This window comes from Pedobacter sp. SYSU D00535, from assembly GCF_017355855.1.
GTDB lineage: Bacteria > Bacteroidota > Bacteroidia > Sphingobacteriales > Sphingobacteriaceae > Desertivirga.
The window spans coordinates 135,189-155,022 of sequence record NZ_JAFEWD010000007.1 but is presented as its reverse complement, the minus strand read 5'-3'; the positions used below and the strand labels follow the sequence as shown (position 1 = coordinate 155,022).

The 19,834-nt window shown below is 43.6% G+C and carries 20 protein-coding genes; 13 read left to right on the top strand and 7 right to left on the bottom strand.

Annotation, left to right across the window (positions count from 1 at the left end; translation table 11 throughout):
• Nucleotides 1-3: 3 nt before the first annotated feature.
• Entirely contained in the window at nt 4-720 is a 717-nt protein-coding gene (locus tag J4N23_RS15150) for a hypothetical protein (protein ID WP_207428501.1), read from the top strand.
• 32 nt (nt 721-752) lie between these two features.
• Here the strand turns inward: J4N23_RS15150 and carB are convergent, their stop codons facing one another.
• The 3 genes from carB to J4N23_RS15135 all read right to left on the bottom strand — a co-directional run bounded on the left by carB (nt 753) and on the right by J4N23_RS15135 (nt 5,769).
• On the bottom strand, nt 753-3,569 hold the full coding sequence (gene carB / locus J4N23_RS15145; protein ID WP_207428499.1) for a carbamoyl-phosphate synthase large subunit: 2,817 nt from the start codon (nt 3,567-3,569) through the stop codon (nt 753-755).
• Between the two features lie 146 nt (nt 3,570-3,715).
• Nucleotides 3,716-4,684 carry an energy transducer TonB gene (locus J4N23_RS21025; RefSeq protein WP_242689249.1) on the bottom strand — a complete coding sequence of 323 codons (969 nt, stop codon included), beginning with the start codon at nt 4,682-4,684 and terminating at the stop codon, nt 3,716-3,718.
• A gap of 113 nt (nt 4,685-4,797) precedes the next feature.
• On the bottom strand, nt 4,798-5,769 hold the full coding sequence (locus J4N23_RS15135; protein ID WP_207428497.1) for an energy transducer TonB: 972 nt from the start codon (nt 5,767-5,769) through the stop codon (nt 4,798-4,800).
• A gap of 76 nt (nt 5,770-5,845) precedes the next feature.
• On the opposite strand from J4N23_RS15135, the gene J4N23_RS15130 reads away from it, so the two are divergent.
• The 8 genes from J4N23_RS15130 to J4N23_RS15095 all read left to right on the top strand — a co-directional run bounded on the left by J4N23_RS15130 (nt 5,846) and on the right by J4N23_RS15095 (nt 11,904).
• Entirely contained in the window at nt 5,846-6,367 is a 522-nt protein-coding gene (locus J4N23_RS15130; RefSeq protein ID WP_207428496.1) for a hypothetical protein, read from the top strand.
• 206 nt (nt 6,368-6,573) lie between these two features.
• A complete protein-coding gene (locus J4N23_RS15125; RefSeq protein WP_207428495.1) occupies nt 6,574-6,756 on the top strand; it encodes a hypothetical protein in 183 nt (60 codons plus the stop codon).
• 677 nt (nt 6,757-7,433) lie between these two features.
• A complete protein-coding gene (gene pnuC, locus J4N23_RS15120; RefSeq protein ID WP_207428494.1) occupies nt 7,434-8,087 on the top strand; it encodes a nicotinamide riboside transporter PnuC in 654 nt (217 codons plus the stop codon).
• Nucleotides 8,066-8,602 carry an AAA family ATPase gene (locus J4N23_RS15115; RefSeq protein ID WP_207428493.1) on the top strand — a complete coding sequence of 179 codons (537 nt, stop codon included), beginning with the start codon at nt 8,066-8,068 and terminating at the stop codon, nt 8,600-8,602. Before pnuC ends, J4N23_RS15115 begins: the two co-directional genes overlap by 22 nt.
• Before the next feature lie 48 nt (nt 8,603-8,650).
• Complete coding sequence (locus J4N23_RS15110) at nt 8,651-9,262, top strand: RNA polymerase sigma factor (RefSeq protein ID WP_207428492.1); 612 nt, start codon at nt 8,651-8,653, stop codon at nt 9,260-9,262.
• An 11-nt stretch (nt 9,263-9,273) separates the two neighbouring features.
• A complete protein-coding gene (locus J4N23_RS15105; protein ID WP_207428491.1) occupies nt 9,274-9,831 on the top strand; it encodes a hypothetical protein in 558 nt (185 codons plus the stop codon).
• The gene (locus J4N23_RS15100; protein WP_207428490.1) at nt 9,812-11,002 is read left to right on the top strand and encodes a hypothetical protein; all 1,191 of its coding nucleotides are present in this window, start codon (nt 9,812-9,814) and stop codon (nt 11,000-11,002) included. The genes J4N23_RS15105 and J4N23_RS15100 overlap by 20 nt, the downstream gene beginning before the upstream one ends.
• A gap of 110 nt (nt 11,003-11,112) precedes the next feature.
• Entirely contained in the window at nt 11,113-11,904 is a 792-nt protein-coding gene (locus J4N23_RS15095) for a TerC family protein (RefSeq protein ID WP_207428489.1), read from the top strand.
• Nucleotides 11,905-11,951: 47 nt separating this feature from the next.
• Here the strand turns inward: J4N23_RS15095 and J4N23_RS15090 are convergent, their stop codons facing one another.
• Entirely contained in the window at nt 11,952-13,139 is a 1,188-nt protein-coding gene (locus tag J4N23_RS15090) for a class I SAM-dependent rRNA methyltransferase (RefSeq protein ID WP_207428561.1), read from the bottom strand.
• Between the two features lie 125 nt (nt 13,140-13,264).
• Here J4N23_RS15090 and J4N23_RS15085 point away from each other — a divergent pair, with 125 nt between their 5' ends.
• The 3 genes from J4N23_RS15085 (at nt 13,265) to J4N23_RS15075 (ending at nt 14,774) form a co-directional block, all read left to right on the top strand.
• Nucleotides 13,265-13,600: a tRNA-binding protein gene (locus tag J4N23_RS15085; protein ID WP_207428488.1), complete on the top strand. Its 336-nt coding sequence runs from the start codon at nt 13,265-13,267 to the stop codon at nt 13,598-13,600.
• Between the two features lie 6 nt (nt 13,601-13,606).
• Nucleotides 13,607-14,083: a nucleoside deaminase gene (locus tag J4N23_RS15080; protein ID WP_207428487.1), complete on the top strand. Its 477-nt coding sequence runs from the start codon at nt 13,607-13,609 to the stop codon at nt 14,081-14,083.
• Between the two features lie 79 nt (nt 14,084-14,162).
• Nucleotides 14,163-14,774 (top strand): superoxide dismutase, encoded by a 612-nt coding sequence (locus tag J4N23_RS15075; RefSeq protein ID WP_207428486.1) that lies wholly within the window; start codon nt 14,163-14,165, stop codon nt 14,772-14,774.
• Between the two features lie 236 nt (nt 14,775-15,010).
• Here the strand turns inward: J4N23_RS15075 and J4N23_RS15070 are convergent, their stop codons facing one another.
• Nucleotides 15,011-15,949, bottom strand: coding sequence for a LysR substrate-binding domain-containing protein (locus tag J4N23_RS15070; RefSeq protein WP_207428485.1), 939 nt, complete (start codon nt 15,947-15,949; stop codon nt 15,011-15,013).
• Nucleotides 15,950-16,120: 171 nt separating this feature from the next.
• Here J4N23_RS15070 and J4N23_RS15065 point away from each other — a divergent pair, with 171 nt between their 5' ends.
• Nucleotides 16,121-16,309, top strand: coding sequence for a catalase (locus J4N23_RS15065; protein WP_207428559.1), 189 nt, complete (start codon nt 16,121-16,123; stop codon nt 16,307-16,309).
• A gap of 276 nt (nt 16,310-16,585) precedes the next feature.
• Here J4N23_RS15065 and glmS read toward each other — a convergent pair whose 3' ends face one another.
• Nucleotides 16,586-18,421: a glutamine--fructose-6-phosphate transaminase (isomerizing) gene (gene glmS, locus J4N23_RS15060; RefSeq protein ID WP_207428484.1), complete on the bottom strand. Its 1,836-nt coding sequence runs from the start codon at nt 18,419-18,421 to the stop codon at nt 16,586-16,588.
• Nucleotides 18,422-18,483: 62 nt separating this feature from the next.
• The gene (locus tag J4N23_RS15055; protein ID WP_207428483.1) at nt 18,484-19,830 is read right to left on the bottom strand and encodes a DUF4270 family protein; all 1,347 of its coding nucleotides are present in this window, start codon (nt 19,828-19,830) and stop codon (nt 18,484-18,486) included.
• Between the last annotated feature and the right edge of the window lie 4 nt (nt 19,831-19,834).

The following is a 19,834-nucleotide window of genomic DNA, read 5'->3' as shown; positions in this document are numbered from 1 at the left end:
ATTATGAAGTCATTAAGTGTAAACTGGTTTATTGAAGGATCTGTAGATTTTGAACATAAAAAGTATCAGCTTTTGGCCTACCTCCAGCAGATAAATCAGCACTTTCATAAAACAAAGCTTTATCCCGACCTGAACGATCTTATTTTTCATTATAACAATCTGATGCGCTTCAAGGAGAACAAGTCCGCCTTGCAAAGAGCTTTCCCTGAGCGCCTCACCAGGGCAGATATAGAAGCGGTGGAACTGACTTATGAAAAGATGGTAAAAGATGATTCGCTGATGCTTGAGATTGAAAACATCATCAGCTACTCGCTAAGAAAGATCGATCCAGCTATTAAGGAAGGCAAAGAAATCTATGAGTTTGTAGAAAGCCGCCTTCGCATAGAGCCGGTGGGAGTAATTCCTTTGTACCCCTATCACGGCTATCTCCTACTTAGGAATGGAGACGAGAAAGCAACGAATGTTTATGAATATCAGGTAACGATCTTTGAAAGCCACGAGGAAAAATATCGCGGGATAAACACCTCGTACGTGGCAAGTTTTGAGCGTAATTTTATCTACACTCCTGAAGGTATCCGTAAGGAATTAATTCATCAACGCCGGGAAGTTCCCAATCCGGCCGTTTATCATGTAGAGACGGATATCACCTTCCCTCTGGAACAGACACTTCTGCCACTGGCTAAGAGGAGTTTGGTTAAACATATCTCAACCGCAGCATAAAAAAGGGGCGATTCGCATCGCCCCTTGGTATTTTATTTCGATAAGTACATCGATTTCTCTTTGTATAACTTCACGAAGTATGGATCGTGCAGATCTTTGATGAATCTGATGGCTTCGCCTGTTGATTTCATCTCCGGACCTAATTGCTTATCAACTTCGGGGAATTTATCGAACGAGAACACCGGTTCTTTAATTGCATACCCCTGTAGCTTTCTTTCAATTGTGAAGTCTTTCAGCTTGTTCACCTCCAGCATCACTTTTGCAGCGATATTGATATAAGGAACATCATAGGCTTTCGCGATGAATGGTACAGTCCGGGAAGCACGTGGGTTCGCCTCGATCACGTATACCTTTTCATCTTTGATAGCAAACTGGATGTTCAGAAGTCCCCGTACATTCAATGCTTTAGCCAGCTTCACAGTGTACTCTTCCATCTGACGAATTACATTCTCAGAAAGATTGAACGGAGGAAGGACAGCACTTGAATCACCAGAGTGAATACCGGCAGGCTCAATGTGCTCCATCAAACCAACGATGTGAACGTCTTCTCCGTCGCAGATTGAATCTGATTCAGCTTCTTCTGCGCGGTCAAGGAAATGATCGATCAACACTCTGTTGCCTGGAAGATCACCAAGAAGCTTAACTACAGCTTTTTCCAGATCTTCATCGTTGATGACAATGCTCATTCCTTGTCCACCTAATACGTAGCTAGGACGAACAAGAACCGGGTAACCTACATGATGAGCTACCTCGAGAGCCTCCTCAGCACTTTCAGCCACTCCGTATTTCGGATACGGGATTCCTAAATCTTTAAGAAGATCCGAGAAGCGACCGCGGTCTTCAGCAATGTCCATATTATCGAAAGAGGTTCCGATAATTTTGATACCGTGCTGATGCAGCTTTTCTGCCATTTTAAGAGCAGTTTGACCACCCAGCTGAACGATTACGCCCTCTGGTTTTTCCAGATCAATAATTTCACGCACATGCTCCCAGAACACCGGCTCGAAGTACAGCTTATCCGCCATGTTGAAGTCGGTAGAAACAGTCTCAGGGTTGCAGTTAATCATAATCGACTCGAAGCCCGCCTCTTTGGCTGCTAGTAAACCGTGAACGCAAGAGTAATCAAACTCGATACCCTGACCAATTCGGTTTGGACCAGAACCTAATACGATGATTTTCCTCCTATCCGTTACTACAGATTCGTTCTCATCCTCGAAGGTAGAGTAGTAGTAAGGCGTTTGTGCAGGGAATTCAGCCGCACAAGTATCTACCATCTTGTAAACCCGCCTAATACCCAGCTCTTTCCGGCGATTGTAGACGTCATCCTCTGTAACGTTTCCTAACAACCATGCGATCTGAACATCAGAGAAGCCTTTTTGCTTCAAGGTGTAGAAAAAGTCTTTCGGAATGTTATTTAGTGAGTAACGTTTTAGTTCCTGCTCAAGCGATACAAGCTCCTGAATTTGCACAAGGAACCATTTGTCAATTTTCGTTGCTTTGCGGATCGACTCAATTGGCACACCCATATTCATCGCATCTTTTATTAAGAAAATGCGATTCCAGCTTGGATGCTCCAGTCCGTGCATGATCTCTTCAAGAACACGGTTTTGGCGACCATCAGCACCTAAACCAGCACGGCCGATTTCAAGCGATTGACAGGCCTTTTGAAGTGCCTCAATAAAGGTACGGCCGATGCCCATTACTTCACCTACCGCTTTCATCTGAAGTCCCAATTCCGGGTTAGCTCCCTTGAACTTGTCGAAGTTCCAGCGAGGGATCTTAACGATTACGTAGTCAAGGGTAGGCTCAAAATATGCTGATGTTGTTTTGGTAATTTGATTTTCAATCTCATCAAGATTGTACCCGATAGCTAACTTAGCAGCAATCTTCGCAATTGGATAACCTGTTGCTTTAGATGCCAGTGCTGATGAACGGGACACACGAGGGTTAATCTCGATGGCGATAATATTTTCAGTGGCCGGGTCTACAGAGAACTGAACGTTACACCCTCCGGCGAAATTACCGATGGCACGCATCATCTTAATAGCCTGATTCCGCATCTCCTGGTAACAACGATCACTTAGCGTCATTGCTGGAGCAACGGTGATCGAGTCGCCGGTGTGAATACCCATCGGGTCGAAGTTCTCGATAGAACAGATGATGATAACGTTATCCTTACTATCGCGAAGAAGCTCCAACTCGTATTCTTTCCAGCCTAAAACCGCTTTTTCTACAAGTACTTCGTGCGTAGGCGAGGCCTGCAATCCACGACTTAAAGCTGCGTCGAATTCTTCTTTTTTGTGAACAAAACCACCTCCCGTTCCACCGAGCGTATAAGAAGGTCGGATTACCAGCGGAAAGCCAATTTGCTGAGCTGCCTCTTTTCCTTCAAGGAACGAATTAGCGATTTTAGAAGGAGCAACACCTACCCCGATATCTACCATCAGTTGGCGGAACTCTTCACGGTTTTCCGTTTTCTCAATGGCTGCAACATCTACTCCAATAATACGGACACCGTATTTTCCCCAGATGCCGCGTTCTTCGGCTTCTTTACACAGGTTAAGCGCCGTTTGACCTCCCATGGTAGGCAATACAGCGTCAATCTTACGCTCCTGTAAAATTTGCTCGATACTCTCGCAGGTAAGCGGCCACAGATAAACATGGTCGCCAATCACCTTATCCGTCATGATGGTTGCCGGATTAGAATTGATGATGGATACTTCGATCCCTTCATCTTTCAGCGATAAAGCAGCTTGTGAACCTGAATAATCGAACTCAACGGCCTGACCGATGATGATGGGTCCTGAACCGATAATCAGGACTGATTTAATAGAGGTGTCTCTTGGCATTAGGGCTAAATAATTTTAAAATTTTTAGTCGTATGACTTGATAATCAAGAGGGAACTCTCTCTTTTTTTGGAAGGAATCCCGACTTGATTGTCGGGATGCAAAGGTAATAAAATCTTGAGCTTTTTATAGTTAGAAATGTAAAAACTTAACGGCTTAAATTCAGCCTGATGGGGAGTGTATATTGAACCCGGACCGGAACCCCATGCTGTTTTCCCGGAATCCAGGAGGGCGAGTTTTTTACTACCCGAAGAGCTTCCTCCCCTGTTCCCATACCCAGGTCTCGCAAAGTTTTAAGATCGGTTAGACTCCCATCTTTTTCGACCACGAAAGAAACAATGACCGTACCTGAAACTCCTTTTTTGCGAGCTTCTGCCGGGTACTTGTAGTTTCTTCCGATATATTGATAGAATTGCATGATCCCCCCAGGGTACTCCGGCTGGATCTCCTGCTGGTTGTAAACAAATTTCTGTCCATCCGAAACTGACTCACCCGAAACAAACTTACCCTTATCAAATTTTTCAATGTAAGAAAAATCGGATTTTGAACTCACTCCTGTCCATATGCTATCCTTAACTCCATCTGAATACCTGCCTTTTTCTGTGAAAGCATCGGTTTTCACTATTGCAAACCCATTGCCGTCTTTAACTTGCTGATTCCCGAGAGAGTCGAAATAAGCCACCATTTTCACATGTACCTCAGATGATCCATGAGGATTCATAGGATTAGGCGCGTGATAGTGCTCAACCACCTCCCGCAACTGTCCATTCTTGTAGTAGAACTTCGCCTCTCCCTCGTACTTGTTATCCTTGTAATTTATCTCGCTAGCAAGGCCTCCTTTTTTATCAAATCTTCGAACAAGGTCTTCGAAGTGCAACCTGGGTTTATACTCGCTCACTGTGCCTTCCAGCTGAAGTAGTCCCTGGTGATTATATTCCCTTACCTGGTAGAGTTCGGTTGATCCCGGAACTGGAGTTATTTTTTGAATTATATCTGCACTACCTACCTCCTCAACCTGTCTCCCATTTTTATCCCAGTAAAAGACAAGGGTATCTTGGGCGGCGGAGATCCCGGGCAAAAAGGATAGAATAACGATAAGGCTGAAAAAGGTCTTCATATCTTCATTGACTAGAATGGGTACGAACTAATCTGTCCCAAATAAAACAAAAACTGTTTAAATATTCTCCCTGTTATGAGCGAAACTTCAGGTACTTATTAAAAGTTCTTGTACTACCCCCTTTCCAGATTCAAGGCAATGGGAAGCGTGTACTTCACCCTGACAGGGATCCCTCTAATTCTACCCGCTGTCCACTTCGGCGACTTTCTCAACAATGCGAAGCCGGCCTGTCCTGTCCCCATACCCGGGTCGCTCAGTAGCGTTATATTACTAAGGCTGCCATCCGGCTCTATCCAAAACTCGTATAGTAATCTACCAGACACACCTTGCTGCAGTGCTTCACGGGGATACCTGAAATTACGACCCACCCATTGATAGAAATTCTCCATGCCTCCGTTGAAACTGGGTTGCTGTTGCAACTTTATATATTCATGCACCTGCCCCATACTATCTTTTGAAGTTCCTGAAATCAGCACACCCTTATCATACTTCTCTTCAAACTCGAAACGCGGCTTCTCGCTCTTTCCCTTCCAGGTCCCGTTTTTCATCCCGTCAAGGTATTCGCCCTCTTCCCAAACTTCAACGTCCTCATCAAAGTCGGTTATGCGGCCACTTCCGTTCACTACTAACATGTGCCCTGTGGAATCTGCATAGCTCAGCAATCTTTTAATAGTGCTTTTCTTCTTTTTTAAACTATCCTCGACCAGTACGTTCATCACGAGTTTTTGTAAAGCACCACTTCGATAATAAAATTTTGACACGCCGGAAGGAAAGCCTTTCAGAAAAACTTCCGTACTTCTTAATTCCCCTGTTTGAAAATATGTCTTGACCTCTCCTGTGTAGGTCAGCGGCTCATAGCGGGAAGCTTCCCCAACTCTTCGCACTTGCCCGGTTTTGTAAAATTCCCGAATGGAATACACTTTTTTGGACTTAGCAGAATCGGTGATCTCGCGGATGTATTCGGCCTCCTCTTTTGTTTTAACCCGCATCCCACTTTTATCTACAAAATGAGTGAAGGTTCGTTGGGCAAAAGAAAGGTTTACTGATAGTAAAATAAGAAGTAAGGTACAGGTGAATTGTAACATCGGCTTAGCTTGTTTCGGACTAAGTTAAGGAAAAACCTTTCCCTTCAAAAAATGTTACAGAAGGAAATTTGCACACATGAAAAAGCTACTTATCGGATTTATTGCAGTTGCAACCCTGGCAGCATGCAGCACTATCCAGTCTATAATTCGATCTACACTGCCGTATACAGCTACTTTAATTATTCCAGCCTCTACTAATACCGGCAGGACGCATTCTGCTGTTAGTCAGGCCAGCTCAGTAGATCAACTATTCGGAAACCGGACAAACGCAAACATAAAAGAAGTACGGATATCTTCGGCCAGGCTAGAAGCAAGTAATCCCAACAACCAGAACCTCGGGGTCTTCAGCAGCATCCGCCTCTACCTGGCCAAAAGTGATGGCTCTGGTGAATTACTTGTTGCTTCAAGAGGTGATATTGGCACTTCTGTAGGAAGCAGCGTCGTGCTGGATATCGATAATTCAAAATTTTTGGATGAAATCGTGAGAAGTAATTCTGCAAGGGTACGAATGGAATATGTGCTTCGAGAGCAGTTACCAGTAGACGTAAGCGTCAGGGCAACGCTTAACTTTACCTCGACACCTGCCACTGCCCAATAATCATTTTCATCATAATTAGTGGTCAATAATGAAGGCTACCTCAAAAGGGTGGCCTCTTTTTATTTTGAAAAACAGTAGTTTTTTGTCAAGGCATAGAAACAAAGGGCTCAACAGCGGTAGTTTTTAAGCCTAGGATCCAGATCAGATGTTCCTTCTTCCTCTGAATATGGACGAGCTAAATTGCCGAGAACCATACGGTAGGGATTGTGAGCAAAGTGATTAATAAGATCGACATCAAGCCGATCAACCGTAAGTATGAAAGAGGTGTGCTCAAGCAATTATCGGCCTTTCCTAAAAGACCAAACGAGAAGCTGAACTACGCAAAAAAGAACCTGTCGGCTAACCTGGATCCTACCGTCAAAAACAGCCATGCGAAAAGGTTGATTTAGGAGCTTAAGTCAAGAAGAAGAGCAGCAAGGAAGCCCCAACCACCTATATTGATCTGAGTGTAAGAATAGCGACAAGGCAGCGAATAGAAAATAAGTGCAGGTTTTTCCAGCAAAACCTGCATTTAAGGTGCATTCAACCTGCACTCACCGTGCACTCAAAAGCAATGAAAAGAGCACAAAAGCAGTGCTAATACATTAGATCAGCACTGCTGCTTCTTCTAATTTTTGTACCATTCTTCACCGTACTAACAGACCGGAGAACCCTTCAGCAACCATAATTAGGAACCTTCCTTCTTTAGAAAAAACAGGCCATTACTAACAAGCAAGCTGGGGCAAGCCAAAAACTTGTTAATGTTGAACCCGTCTTCGGAAATATCAAAAGCAATCACAGCCTAATGTGCTCTGCTGCACAGGACAACTAAGCCCAAGGTCGAGATTGGCTGACTTTCGATCGTCCACAACATAAGAAAATGGAAGGCTAAGCCTTTCCGTCGTAGTGGCTGTTAAAGGTAATATCCTATTCAAAAAGCCTTCTCCTGAAAACAAAAGTCCCTTTGCCTTCAAATGATCTCAAGCTCCGCAACGAGCAGAAAAAAGAGAAATCAGCTCACAATTCGCTTTTTAGACGACCTCTTTTTGTTTTGCTACCTTCAAAACCGCGATTCCTTTTCATTCTCATGTTACCATTTACACAATTACCCCTATTTTTGAACGTGATATTGTGTCAAACATCTTTCTGGGCTCTTTTCCTTGAGCAGCTTAAAAACACATCCGCGCTTGAGTGGACAGGAACAGTAACAGGTTTTCTTTGTGTTTATCTCGCAGCCAGGCAACATATTCTAAACTGGCCGGTATCCATTATTAGCGTTATTTCCTATCTAGTCCTCTTTTACAACTATAAACTTTATGGCGATGCCGCGCTTCAACTTTACTTTCTGGGCACGGCCGGGTATGGCTGGTATTATTGGTTAAAACGGAAAGAAGAGCATAAAAAGCCGATCGTTTCGCTAAGTAGCAGGGAGTATGTTCTTGTAATTGCAGCTATCGCCGCCTTCTCTATTGGCCTCGGCGCCTTTTTAGACAACTTTACGGATACCGATGTCCCCTATATTGACGGAACTTGCACCGCCATCAGCTTTGTTGCTCAGTTCCTCATGACGAGAAAAATACTGCAAAACTGGATTCTTTGGATCGTAGTAGACATCTGCTATGTTCCTCTCTATATTTACAAGGATTTGGCGCTAACTGCAGTGTTGTATACCTTGTTTCTTGTGCTTGCCGCGATGGGATATCTCGATTGGAAAAAAACATGGAAAGCAGAGGCGGCATAAAAAAAATAGCAATTGTGGGACCGGAATCTACCGGAAAGTCAACAGTATCTGAAGCACTGGCGAGGCATTACAAGACTGTATGGGTACCGGAGTATGCCCGCGAGTATTGTGAAAAGCTTAAGGAGCCCTGTACATGGCAAGACGAGATTAACATGTTCAGGGGGCAGCTGGAACTTGAGAAACATTTGCTTCCAAAGGCAAATAAGATTCTAATCTGTGATACAACGTTTATAACGGTAAAAATCTGGAGTGATCACATGTTCGGCAAAGCCCCGCAGGAGGTGCTGGACGAACTCCCCAAACACCCGTATGACCTTTACCTTCTCATGGATATCGACCTCCCCTGGCAGGAAGATCCGCTAAGAGACTTCCCTCATCTTCGAGAGCACTTTATGGCAGTATGGCATGCCGAGCTGCAGGCGCTTAATGCTAATTATCAAACCATCTCGGGCAGTGGAGCGCAACGCATTGAAAACGCCATTATTACTATTAATCAATACCTTAACACTATTTAACACTTCCCGATCAGCTTTTAACCTAGATTTATATAAAAATTGAAAAAGATGCAACGTCGGGAAAAACGGGGCGTCTTTTACTTGAAGCTAAATAAGTTGGAAGCTGTTTATGTAGACCAGCATTACAGCCTGGTGGTTGAGTGCAAAAAAGGAAATCGGAAGGCACATTTTGAGTTGTACAAGCTTTATTCAAAAGCAATGTACAATGTTGCCGTGCGCATTCTCAATGATGAAGATGAAGCAGCAGATGTCCTTCAGGAGTCTTTCCTCGATGCCTTCACCCGCATCGGTGAATTTCGCCAGGAGTCTACCTTCGGCCTTTGGATAAAGCAAATAGTAATCAACAAGTCGATTTCGCAACTACGAAAAAGGCGCTTTGAGTTTATCAACGTTGATGAGGCAAATCTCGAAGAACTGGCAGAAGAAGATTGCGTTGATGAAGCGGAATTACAACTGCAGGTGGAGCAGATACGAAAGGCGATACAACTGCTGCCGGATGGTTACCGAATCGTTTTATCGCTGTATCTACTCGAAGGGTATGATCATGAGGAGATTTCGCACATCCTTAAAATCAGCGAAAACACTTCCAGAACTCAGCTTCTGCGAGCAAAAAGAAAACTAATAGAATCGTTAAAAAAAGAAAGATCTTATATTAATTAAAGAGGATTGGAATGGGAGAAAGACTGGAAAAATTTATAAAGAACAATCGAAAGGAATTTGACGCATTAGAAGTCCCGGAACTTCTCTGGGAGAATCTTGAGAAAGAACTGAATCGCGCTGAGAAAGCAAGACCGATCCAGGATAGAGTCATAAAGCTAAAAGTACTTTTCAGGATAGCCGCCGGGATCGCTATTGTTCTGGCCGCCGGTATTTGCTTTTTAAGCTATCAAAAGAAAAAGGGCCTCGAAATCAGCAACATAAATCCCGAGCTTGCCCGGCAACAGGTTCATTACGCTTCCATCATCAAGGAAAGACGGAATGAATTAAAGGAAATAAAAAAAGAAGAACCGCAGCTTTATCAGGAGTTTTCCTCGGAAATCAAAAAGCTGGATGCAAATTATCAGAAATTAAAGAAGGACCTCGAGACCAGTCCTAATCAGGAAGAAACGTTGAAGGCAATGATCAGGAATTTAAAGGTTCAGGCGCAAGTGCTCCATCAACAGCTTGAAATATTCGAGCAGGTAGAGCAATTAAAAAAGGACGAGTACAATGAAAATAAAGATATCTAGCTGTCTTCTTTTTATATACTTCCTAATCTCGTTGCAAAGCCTGGGCCAGGAAAAATACGCTCCGAACGTGGAGGAAGAGGTAAAAAGAGCGCTGAAAACGTTGCGGAAGGAAAAGCCGGAATTAGATGAACACAAGATTGTGCTACTCCAGCGGGAGGCATTAATTGCTTCCTTGCCTCCGAGCGCTCCAAGACCAGCGGAAGCTCCTCATCCTCCCCAGCCGAATCTAAAAGGCGAACCTTCGTCGGCAGCAGAAAAAACAAAGGTGATCATCAAGACTTACTCTGTCAGTTCTGATGACAAGCTGAAACTGCATAATCAATACGGTAACATTTCCGTAAGCACATGGTCTAAACCAGAAATCAGGGTGCAAGTGGAAATCAAAGCTTTTGAAAGCTCGGAGGGCAGAGCCGAAGAACTACTGGGAAGTGTGTCCATAAACGACTCTCGGGTCGGCAACCAGATCAGCTTCGTTACCAGCATTAACCGAGACAACTCCGGCGGAAGCTGGTGGGGGATAAGGCGAAGAAACGGGCAGGAAGAACGGCGTGGTGTACAAATCAACTATACTGTTTTTATGCCTGCTAAGCTGGGTTTAGACGTAACTAACAAATATGGGGCGATCACTCTCCCCAACTATTCGGGGCCCCTTTCCATCAATTCTTCCTATGGAAGTTTAAATGCAGAGGCTTTGGCCAATCCTTCAAATACGGTCAAGGTTGCCTACGGCTCGGCAAAAATTGAAAGCCTCAACGCTGGCAGCCTTGATATTTCTTACGGAAGTCTGGAGCTGGGAAGAGCTGAAAAGATTGACGCGAGCGTAAGATATTCCTCCGCAGAGATAAAACGAATTTCAGGCGACTGCGACTTGAACCTGAAATATTGCAGCGGATTTAAAATTGCTGAAGTAGATCAGAGAGTGAAGAACTTAAACGTAAACGCCGCCTACTCCTCGGTTAAATTAGGCTTTGATCCAGCGGCAAACTTTGCCTTTGATGTTACGGTGAGTTACAGCGGCTTTAAATATGATGACAGAATAAGCGCAGTGTTAACCACTCCTACTAATTCCATGGGCTTTCAGCCCACAAAAAACTACAAAGGCCAGGTTGGGAAAAGATCAGATGCGAAGGTGGTAGTGAATTCCCGTTACGGCTCAGTCCAATTTCTTTAGGCTTATCCAACTAAGCATACGTTCTTTTTAAATTAATGATTAAAACCTTCCGGCCATCGGAAGGTTTTTTTGTTTTATAACTGTTTTTATTATTCGACGCTTAAACAACTATGGAACTTCTTTCAAATCCGGAAATTTGGATTTCCCTTATCACCCTTACGGTACTTGAAATTGTATTAGGTATCGACAACATTATCTTTATCTCTATTCTCTCTAGCAAGCTGCCTGAAAATCAACAGAAAAAAGCGAGGCAGGTAGGACTGGCTCTGGCCATGATCACCCGTGTCCTTCTATTGCTATCCTTAAGCTGGATCATGAGGCTAACTACTCCGCTCTTTAATATAGGCGATTGGTTCGGCGTGCAAAATGAAGGACTGCTTGAGAAGATGGCTATCTCAGGTCGTGACTTAATACTCCTGATAGGCGGTCTGTTCCTGATCTATAAAAGCACTAGTGAGATTCACGAAAAGCTGGAGGGAGAAGATCATCAACAGGAGGCAAAAAAAGTATACTCCTTTTCGGGCGTGATTACGCAGATACTAATTCTAGACATTGTGTTTTCCCTTGATTCCGTCATTACCGCTGTGGGTATGGCCGACGAAGTACTGGTAATGATTGCTGCCGTTGTGATTGCGGTAGGGGTGATGATGGTATCTGCAGGAGGAATCAGCTCTTTTGTAAACAAGCATCCCACAGTGAAAATGCTGGCACTTTCCTTTTTGTTGCTAATCGGAGTTTCGCTTCTTGCGGAAGCCTTCGAACAACATATTCCGAAAGGCTACATCTACTTCGCTATGGCTTTTTCAGTTCTAGTCGAGATGCTAAACCTGAAGATGAGATCTACCGCAGAAAAGCCGGTCAACTTGCGGAACTTTCCGCAGGAACCGGAAGATCTGAAATAAGTGTCTTAGCGATCAGGCGCTTGTTTGCCTGATCGCACTATTTCTTGCTAAACTACCCGGCAAAGCAGCCCTTTCAGGTATTCGCCTTCAGGAAATGAAGCCCTGACGGGGTGATCTTGCGGCTGACTGAACTGATAAATGAACTGAACTTCTTTACCTGCATCCAGCGCTGCCCAGGCGATAATTTGCTTAAAATGGGCAATATCAACCGCTCCGGAGCAGGAGAAGGTGGCCAGCAGCCCTCCACTAGTTAATAGTCCCATCCCAATTCTGTTTAGGTCTTTGTAAGCTCTCGAAGCCTTATCCAGCGTAGATCGCGAGGGAGCATACTTAGGAGGATCCAGAACAATGATATCAAACTTTTCACCGCTTTCGCGGAAAGCTCGCAACTGCTTATTTACATCAGATTGGATGGACTGATGAGGGATACGGCCAAAGCCATTCAATTTTATATTCTGATTAAGTGTCTCTATTGCCAGAGCAGAGCTATCAACACTTATAACTTCCGCAGCCCCAAGATTTAAAGCATTCAGGGTAAATCCACCGGAATAGCAAAAGCAATCTAATACTCGTCTGCCAGCAGCATGCTCGGCTACAATCCGACGGTTGTCACGCTGATCGCAAAAGAAACCAGACTTCTGACCCTCTGCGATGTTGATCAGGTACTTAATATCATTCTCTTTCACCTCTACAAACTCAGGAGGAGCTTCGCCACTTAAAGTCCCGTGAGACGCCTCTAGACCCTCATGCGCCCTGGCAGAAGCATCGCTACGATCAAAGACACCTTTGGGCTGCAGGAGTGAGTTTAGTTCGTCTAGCAGCACTGATTTAATGTTTTCTATCCCCGAGGTAAGAATTTGAACGGAGAGATAATCCGCATATTTATCAACAATCAATCCCGGCAGAAAGTCGGCTTCGCTGAAAACCAACCTGCAAGTATTGGTGTGAAGAGATGATAAGATCGGCTCGCGCGCCTTAATTGCTTTCCTAAGCCTCAACCTCCACCATTCTTCGTTAACCTCCGTATTCGGATCCCACTCGAGCACTCTCACAGCAACACGTGAATTGCTGTTGTAAAAACCATACCCCAGAAAATCACCTCCGTTATCCAGAAGCGTAACGAGGTCGCCATTTCTAGGTTTTCCTTTAATCGATTCGATGGCCCCCGAGAAAACCCAGGGATGGAGCTGACGAACTGCTTTATCTTTTCCTTTTTTGAGACGTATTTCAGGCATGTGGCAAAGATAGGGGATTGCAGCGACTATTACCGAGAACCCGACGTAATCCATTGTTAGGCTTAGAGGGATAGGACGATTTCAAATATTTCGCGATATTTCTGCATTCCCCTTACTTTTACCCCATGCAAGAAATTACATGGAGCGACTTTGAAAAAGTCGAGTTAAGAGTAGGAACCGTACTCGAAGTTCTTGACTTTCCTGAAGCAAGGAAACCAGCGTACAAACTCAAAGTTGACTTTGGAGAATTTGGAATACGATGGAGTAGTGCGCAGATCACCAAACACTACACAAAAGAGGAGCTACCTGGAAGGCAGATTATTGGAGTAGTGAACTTTCCGAAAAAACAAATCGCAAACTTTATGTCAGAATTTCTGGTTACAGGTTTTGCAGACGAAAACGGGGACATTGTACTGGCAGCGATAGAACGAAAAGTACCTAACGGAGCCAAACTAATTTAACGGTTAATGAGATACGTAAGCTTTACAGACGAACCGGCAATAGCTCCCGACGAATTTTTCATGAACGAGGCGCTTAAGGAAGCTCGTTTAGCACTAGAAAAAGATGAAGTTCCAATAGGCGCAGTAGTAGTGTGTGGGGGTAAAATTATCGGCCGCGGCCATAATCTTACTGAGCAACTTAACGACGTAACAGCTCATGCTGAAATGCAGGCCTTTACCGCCGCAGCTAACACCCTTGGTGGAAAATATCTGAGAGACTGTACCCTGTACGTAACTATCGAACCTTGTGTCATGTGTGCCGGAGCCTCCTACTGGACACAGATCAGCAGGATAGTTTACGGCGCCAACGATCTCAAATTGGGATTTAGGAGGATTAACCAACGACTAACCCATCCTAAAACGGAAATCGTGGGAGGAATTAAAGAAAATGAGTGTGCTGTGCTAGTGAAGGATTTCTTCCTGCGAAAAAGAAATAAAACTTGACATCTTGCTGAACAATTTTTTTAAGCATAAGTTATCTTTGTGCTGCTTTAATTGTTAACCCAACTTAAAAAATAAAACTATGGCTTTTGAACTACCTGCGTTACCATACGCGTCTGATGCCCTTGAACCACATATTGACAAGGCTACTATGGAAATCCACCATGGCAAACACCACAATGCTTATGTTACTAACCTTAACAACGCCATTGCTGGTACCGAGAATGAAAATAAGAGCCTTGAGGAGCTGATGGCTTCTATTTCGAGCCTTCCCCCTGCAGTAAGAAATAATGGCGGTGGCCACTACAATCACTCTTTGTTTTGGGAAGTAATTGGCCCTAACGCTAGTGGCGCTCCAACAGGAGAACTTGCAGAAGCAATCAACGCAACCTTTGGTTCGTTCGAAGATTTCAAAAAGAAATTCAGCGAGGCGGGTGCTACTCGTTTCGGTTCTGGATGGGCTTGGCTTTCTGTTGCTGCTGACGGTAGTCTTCAGGTTTCCTCTACTCCTAACCAGGATAATCCATTAATGGATGTAGCTGATGTAAAAGGTACCCCAATCCTTGGATTAGATGTTTGGGAGCACGCCTATTACCTGAATTACCAAAACCGTCGTCCTGATTACATTGCTGCATTTTGGAATGTAGTAAACTGGGATGCGGTTGCTCAGCGTTATGCAGCTGCTAAAAAGTAATTTGGAATAAAAACTTTTTCTTAAAAAGTAGTGTATTTAATGGTACACTACTTTCTTTATTTTATACCTATGGCAAATAAATCAATATTACTCACCGCGCTATTTGCAGTAACGCTACTCTCCGGCTGTGAACTTATAGGAGACATATTCCAGGCTGGAATTTATGTAGGAATATTTTTAATAATAGTTGTTGTCGTCCTGGTGTACTGGGTATTCAGCTTTTTCAGAAGGCGCTTTTAAAACGTCTCCATTACCGACTTTTTCTGTGAAGTTTGCATTTCTGAAGGAACAACGGCGAGAATCTCATTCTTCAATGAATTGATGATGCCTCTTTTAAGAAAGTTCCTGTGAGTCACCAAACTGATCTCCCTGGCAGGAACAGGATCCTCAAAGTACCTTACTTTATTCATCTGCTCAGCAGAAAAATCTGCCAGGCTTAATTCGGGCAAAATGGTGATCCCGGCATTGAGGTCCACCATTCTTTTCAAAGTTTCGACACTCCCTGTGTTATACTCAAAAAGTCTACTATTACCGGCAGCGGTTTTTTGCCTGCAAATGTTTAGCACCTGATTGCGCATGCAGTGCCCTTCATTCAGGATCCAGGTCTCATCAATACTGATATCCTCTGCACCGACTTTCTTCTTCTTACTTAAGTTACTTGAAGAGGACGTGTAGACCACAAAATTTTCATAAAACAAAGGAATCTCATGCAAGCCTTTCTCCTCCAAAGGCGTTGAAAGAATTCCGCAATCGAGCAACCCGATTTTGAGATTGTGGATGATCTGCTCTGTGGTGTACTCCCATATTAATAATTGAACTTTGGGATACTTCGTGGTAAAATTCATAATTATCTTGGGAAGCAGATAAGGTGCGATGGTTGGTATAACACCGATTTTCAACTCGCCCGCCAGTTCGTTTTTGTGCGCCGAGATTAGCTCATTCAGCTTCGCCGCTTCTCCTAGAACCACTCTCGCCTGTTCGATGACTTGCTGCCCTATATCTGTGGGAATAACTGGCTGTTTGCTCCGATCAAATAATTTAACACCTAGCGTGTCTTCCAATTTCTGGATCTGCATACTTAATGTGGGCTGCGTCACAAAGCATTTTTCGGCAGCCGTAACAAAATTCCTGTAGGTGTCTACAGCCACAATGTATTCAAGTTGAACTAAAGTCATATAGTAGTTAACTATACAAATATAAAGATTATTGATTTTTATGATACATTTTTTATTCAGATGTTTACAACATCTGAATAAAGGGAATGCAGAATACAACCAGCTTGAGGTATTTTATGCCGAGCACGAGACTCTAAGTAGTCTAAGTAAAATATGAAGGTTCGGCGCTAAATTCCATTAATTAACATAGGTAAATTAAAACACAATGAAAATTCAGACGATCATTTTGCCCACGTTCAGCAAGCTGCATTTGCTCTTGCTCATCTGGTAGAGAGCAAAGGTTATTCTTCAGACAAAATGCTGCAGAGAAGGATTCTTTTGAAAAAATACGATCGCGAATATAGCGGGGGCGATGATTGAAATCAGTGGCATAAGAAGGGAGGAAACTATCATCATTTAGCTATACCTCTGCTTCACAACCGATTTAAACTTAGGAATTGGAATCGAAGGATTAAATGTTGATCTGGAAGATGCAATGCAACACGTGCCGAGAGGCTAATTGTAAAAGATAGATCCGGGGGGACTATTTAGCTACAGAGCTTAGGTAATTAAAAGCAACAATTACGACTGTTTAAAAATGAGAAGAGGTAGATCCGGGGGGACTACCTCTTTCTTATTTTCAATGTCTCTTTTTCCTTACTCTACTGTTACCGATTTTGCCAAGTTACGCGGCTGATCTACGTTGCATCCTCGCATTACTGCAATATGGTAAGACAGCAATTGTAACGGAATTGATGCTAAAAGCGGCAGATATGCCTCATTGGCATCAGGTATTTCGATTACATAATCAGCCATTTTTTTCACTTCCTTATCCCCTTCAGTTACGATAGCGACAACAATACCTTTTCTGGCTTTCACCTCCTGAATATTGCTGATCACTTTTTCGTAAGAAGAATTCCTGGTTGCGATGAAAACAACAGGCATATCTTCATCGATAAGAGCAATCGGACCGTGCTTCATTTCCGCAGCAGGATACCCCTCGGCGTGGATGTACGAAATTTCCTTTAGCTTCAATGCTCCTTCCAGAGCAACTGGAAAACCACTGCCTCTTCCAAGGAATAAGCAATTCGTGGAATCCTTCAACTTTTCAGAAATTTCCAATACCTTATCATTGACCTGCAAACATCTTTCAACCAACTCCGGAATATCTTCCAACTCGGTAAGCATCTGCACTAACTGACTTTGATTTACTGTCCCGCGCAACTGGGCCATATATAAGGCCATTAGTGTTAACACGGTAACCTGTGCAGTGAAGGCCTTAGTTGATGCAACACCAATTTCAGGACCAGCGTGGGTATAAACGCCGGCATGGGTTATACGCGGAATAGAGGAACCAACTACGTTACAAATACCGAAAATAGTAGCGCCCTTTTCTTTAGCCAACTCAATGGCAGCCATCGTATCGGCGGTTTCACCTGACTGAGAGATAGCGATAACAATATCTTTCTCTGAGATGATAGGGTTTCTATATCTAAATTCGGAAGCGTATTCCACTTCTACAGGGATACGGGCATATTCTTCGATCAGATACTCACCTACCAGGCCTGCATGCCATGAAGTACCGCAAGCAACAATGACAATGCGATCTACATTCTTCAGCTTCTCCGCATACTCTTTAATACCTCCCAGTTGAATTTTGCCCTGATTCGGGTAGATCCGGCCCCTCATACAATCCTTTATTGAGCGAGGTTGCTCGTAAATCTCCTTCAACATAAAGTGATCGAAGCCACCTTTTTCAAGCATTTCGAGCTTAAGCTCCAACTCCTGGATGTACGGGGTTTGGATTCTGTTGTCGATGGTTTTAATCACCAGTTCATCTCTCTTGACATACGCCACCTGGCTATCTTTCAAGTAGATTACATTCTTTGTATACTCCACAATAGGAGAAGCATCGGAAGCAATAAAGTACTCGTCCTGTCCTACTCCGATGACCATCGGACTTCCTTTTCTAGCAGCAATAAGCAGATCTGGTTCATCTTTACTCATTACCACAATCGCGTAAGCACCCACAACTTCGTTCAATGCTACACGAACTGCCTCGAATAGGTCCAGATTGTCGGCTTTTTGAATTTCTTCAATAAGATGAATAAGAACCTCCGTGTCTGTATCACTTACAAACGCGTGTCCTTTCGCCTCCAAAGCTTCCTTTAAAATCGCGTAATTCTCTATAATTCCATTGTGAATGATAGATAACCTGCCATTGCCGGAAGCATGAGGGTGAGAATTTCGATCACAAGGCGCGCCGTGAGTAGCCCATCTGGTATGGCCCATACCCACAGATCCGGCTTTGTCCAGATCTTTGGCAAAAGCCTCCAGGTCACTTACTTTCCCAGCTTTTTTGTACGTCTTTAAATCTCCGTCCATTAAAGCAACTCCCGCGCTGTCATAGCCACGGTACTCTAAACGATGGAGTCCCTTTATAATAATATCCCAGGCATTACGATTCCCGATATATCCTACTATTCCACACATAAGTAAAATTTAAGGCGACTAATCTACGATTTTATAGCAATGAAATAAAAAAAGCCGGAAGGTTATTCCGGCTTCGTATAATAGATGTTTAGTTTTATTTTATAGTTGGGATGAGCAGTACCTCCCAATACTGACCGCTGTGCTGTAGCGGCATCACCAAAACGGAAATTAGCTATATTCTCTGCAGCGCTAGGATCAATTGCTGCAATAAATAAATCGTATTGTTTCAGGCTTCCGTTTAGCACCTGCTGCACATAATTACTCACATTAAATATGTACCTTTTTGTGTTGGCGTTATGGCCAACACCAACAACACTCGCCCCATAGTCCGGTAGCATCTGCCGTTGTCCAGCAATATCAGTTCTATACATTACCAATCGGCGGGCAGGTCTGAATTGAGTTGTCCCATCAACTACAGAAACCACTAGCTCTGCCTTGTTAATCGCAAAGTTGCCCTTCTCCCGAATTTTCTCTAAATAAGGAAACTTCACTTTAGTTCTTAATCCACCCATCGGCTGGACGTAAACTTCCTGCGAAACCACTCCCAATTTGTTTTGAATCGCAGCAGGATAGTCATGGGAAATACTCGCCGCAGCCGTACTTATACCGAAGCTTGCCATCAAAGTATCACGGGTATTATTTGAATTGGTATTCTTATAATAAACTTCCAGGCGGCTTACTGTCGTATTATATGGATTCAAAAAGATAATGCCTCCAGTGCCGTTAACCTGAGCTGTCAAATACAACCCTTTTAGATAACTTTTAAGCGCCGCAGTATTCACGAAGTTAGCCGAGTTGGCATTTAGAAGCGTGTTAGTAGCGAAGTTATTATCTATCGGAATACGCAGGTGAGGTTCTATTTTCCTAAGTGTATCTGGAGCTCCCTTTATTATTTGCCTGATCCGCAGTGAATCATTCCATGCGAAACGATTAACCGTCTTGCCTCCAATAACCGCCCCACTGTTATAACCCCAAATTTTGTTATTATAATAGGTTGTTCCGCTAACAAAGCCCTCCGTTAATTGGTGCACTTTAATATTATAGGTAGTGTTTAGCGAATCTCCGTAAAATTCATCACCGTATCTCAACACTAAAACAGCTGAATCTAGGGTAGGATTGGTTCCGAAGCTGAAGTTATCTGACGGAACAGAAAGATCAAGCGCCAAATCTGAACGCGTTATGCCTAAAACCGGGTCATTAAAATAGCCCAGAGGAGATTGAGCTAAACTAGAGGTTGCGACAGTATCTTCTCTCACAGTAGATGTCCAAACTGTTGCTGTATCGGTAAGATCACTGATAATAGCATTGTCAGGATCCAGATCCAGACCTACTGTGTCTGACTTCTGACAGCTGCTAAAAATAAAAAGACTTATCAACAGGGTTAATAAGTCTTGCCTTAAATATTTCATATAT

What these genes read in the sequence shown, in the direction of transcription:
- J4N23_RS15150 (WP_207428501.1), top strand. Translation starts at nt 4, where the DNA reads ATGAAGTCATTAAGTGTAAACTGGTTTATTGAAGGATCTGTAGATTTT.
- carB (WP_207428499.1), bottom strand. Translation starts at nt 3,569, where the DNA reads ATGCCAAGAGACACCTCTATTAAATCAGTCCTGATTATCGGTTCAGGA.
- J4N23_RS21025 (WP_242689249.1), bottom strand. Translation starts at nt 4,684, where the DNA reads ATGAAGACCTTTTTCAGCCTTATCGTTATTCTATCCTTTTTGCCCGGG.
- J4N23_RS15135 (WP_207428497.1), bottom strand. Translation starts at nt 5,769, where the DNA reads ATGTTACAATTCACCTGTACCTTACTTCTTATTTTACTATCAGTAAAC.
- J4N23_RS15130 (WP_207428496.1), top strand. Translation starts at nt 5,846, where the DNA reads ATGAAAAAGCTACTTATCGGATTTATTGCAGTTGCAACCCTGGCAGCA.
- pnuC (WP_207428494.1), top strand. Translation starts at nt 7,434, where the DNA reads ATGTTACCATTTACACAATTACCCCTATTTTTGAACGTGATATTGTGT.
- J4N23_RS15115 (WP_207428493.1), top strand. Translation starts at nt 8,066, where the DNA reads ATGGAAAGCAGAGGCGGCATAAAAAAAATAGCAATTGTGGGACCGGAA.
- J4N23_RS15110 (WP_207428492.1), top strand. Translation starts at nt 8,651, where the DNA reads ATGCAACGTCGGGAAAAACGGGGCGTCTTTTACTTGAAGCTAAATAAG.
- J4N23_RS15105 (WP_207428491.1), top strand. Translation starts at nt 9,274, where the DNA reads ATGGGAGAAAGACTGGAAAAATTTATAAAGAACAATCGAAAGGAATTT.
- J4N23_RS15100 (WP_207428490.1), top strand. Translation starts at nt 9,812, where the DNA reads ATGAAAATAAAGATATCTAGCTGTCTTCTTTTTATATACTTCCTAATC.
- J4N23_RS15095 (WP_207428489.1), top strand. Translation starts at nt 11,113, where the DNA reads ATGGAACTTCTTTCAAATCCGGAAATTTGGATTTCCCTTATCACCCTT.
- J4N23_RS15090 (WP_207428561.1), bottom strand. Translation starts at nt 13,139, where the DNA reads ATGCCTGAAATACGTCTCAAAAAAGGAAAAGATAAAGCAGTTCGTCAG.
- J4N23_RS15085 (WP_207428488.1), top strand. Translation starts at nt 13,265, where the DNA reads ATGCAAGAAATTACATGGAGCGACTTTGAAAAAGTCGAGTTAAGAGTA.
- J4N23_RS15080 (WP_207428487.1), top strand. Translation starts at nt 13,607, where the DNA reads ATGAGATACGTAAGCTTTACAGACGAACCGGCAATAGCTCCCGACGAA.
- J4N23_RS15075 (WP_207428486.1), top strand. Translation starts at nt 14,163, where the DNA reads ATGGCTTTTGAACTACCTGCGTTACCATACGCGTCTGATGCCCTTGAA.
- J4N23_RS15070 (WP_207428485.1), bottom strand. Translation starts at nt 15,949, where the DNA reads ATGACTTTAGTTCAACTTGAATACATTGTGGCTGTAGACACCTACAGG.
- glmS (WP_207428484.1), bottom strand. Translation starts at nt 18,421, where the DNA reads ATGTGTGGAATAGTAGGATATATCGGGAATCGTAATGCCTGGGATATT.
- J4N23_RS15055 (WP_207428483.1), bottom strand. Translation starts at nt 19,830, where the DNA reads ATGAAATATTTAAGGCAAGACTTATTAACCCTGTTGATAAGTCTTTTT.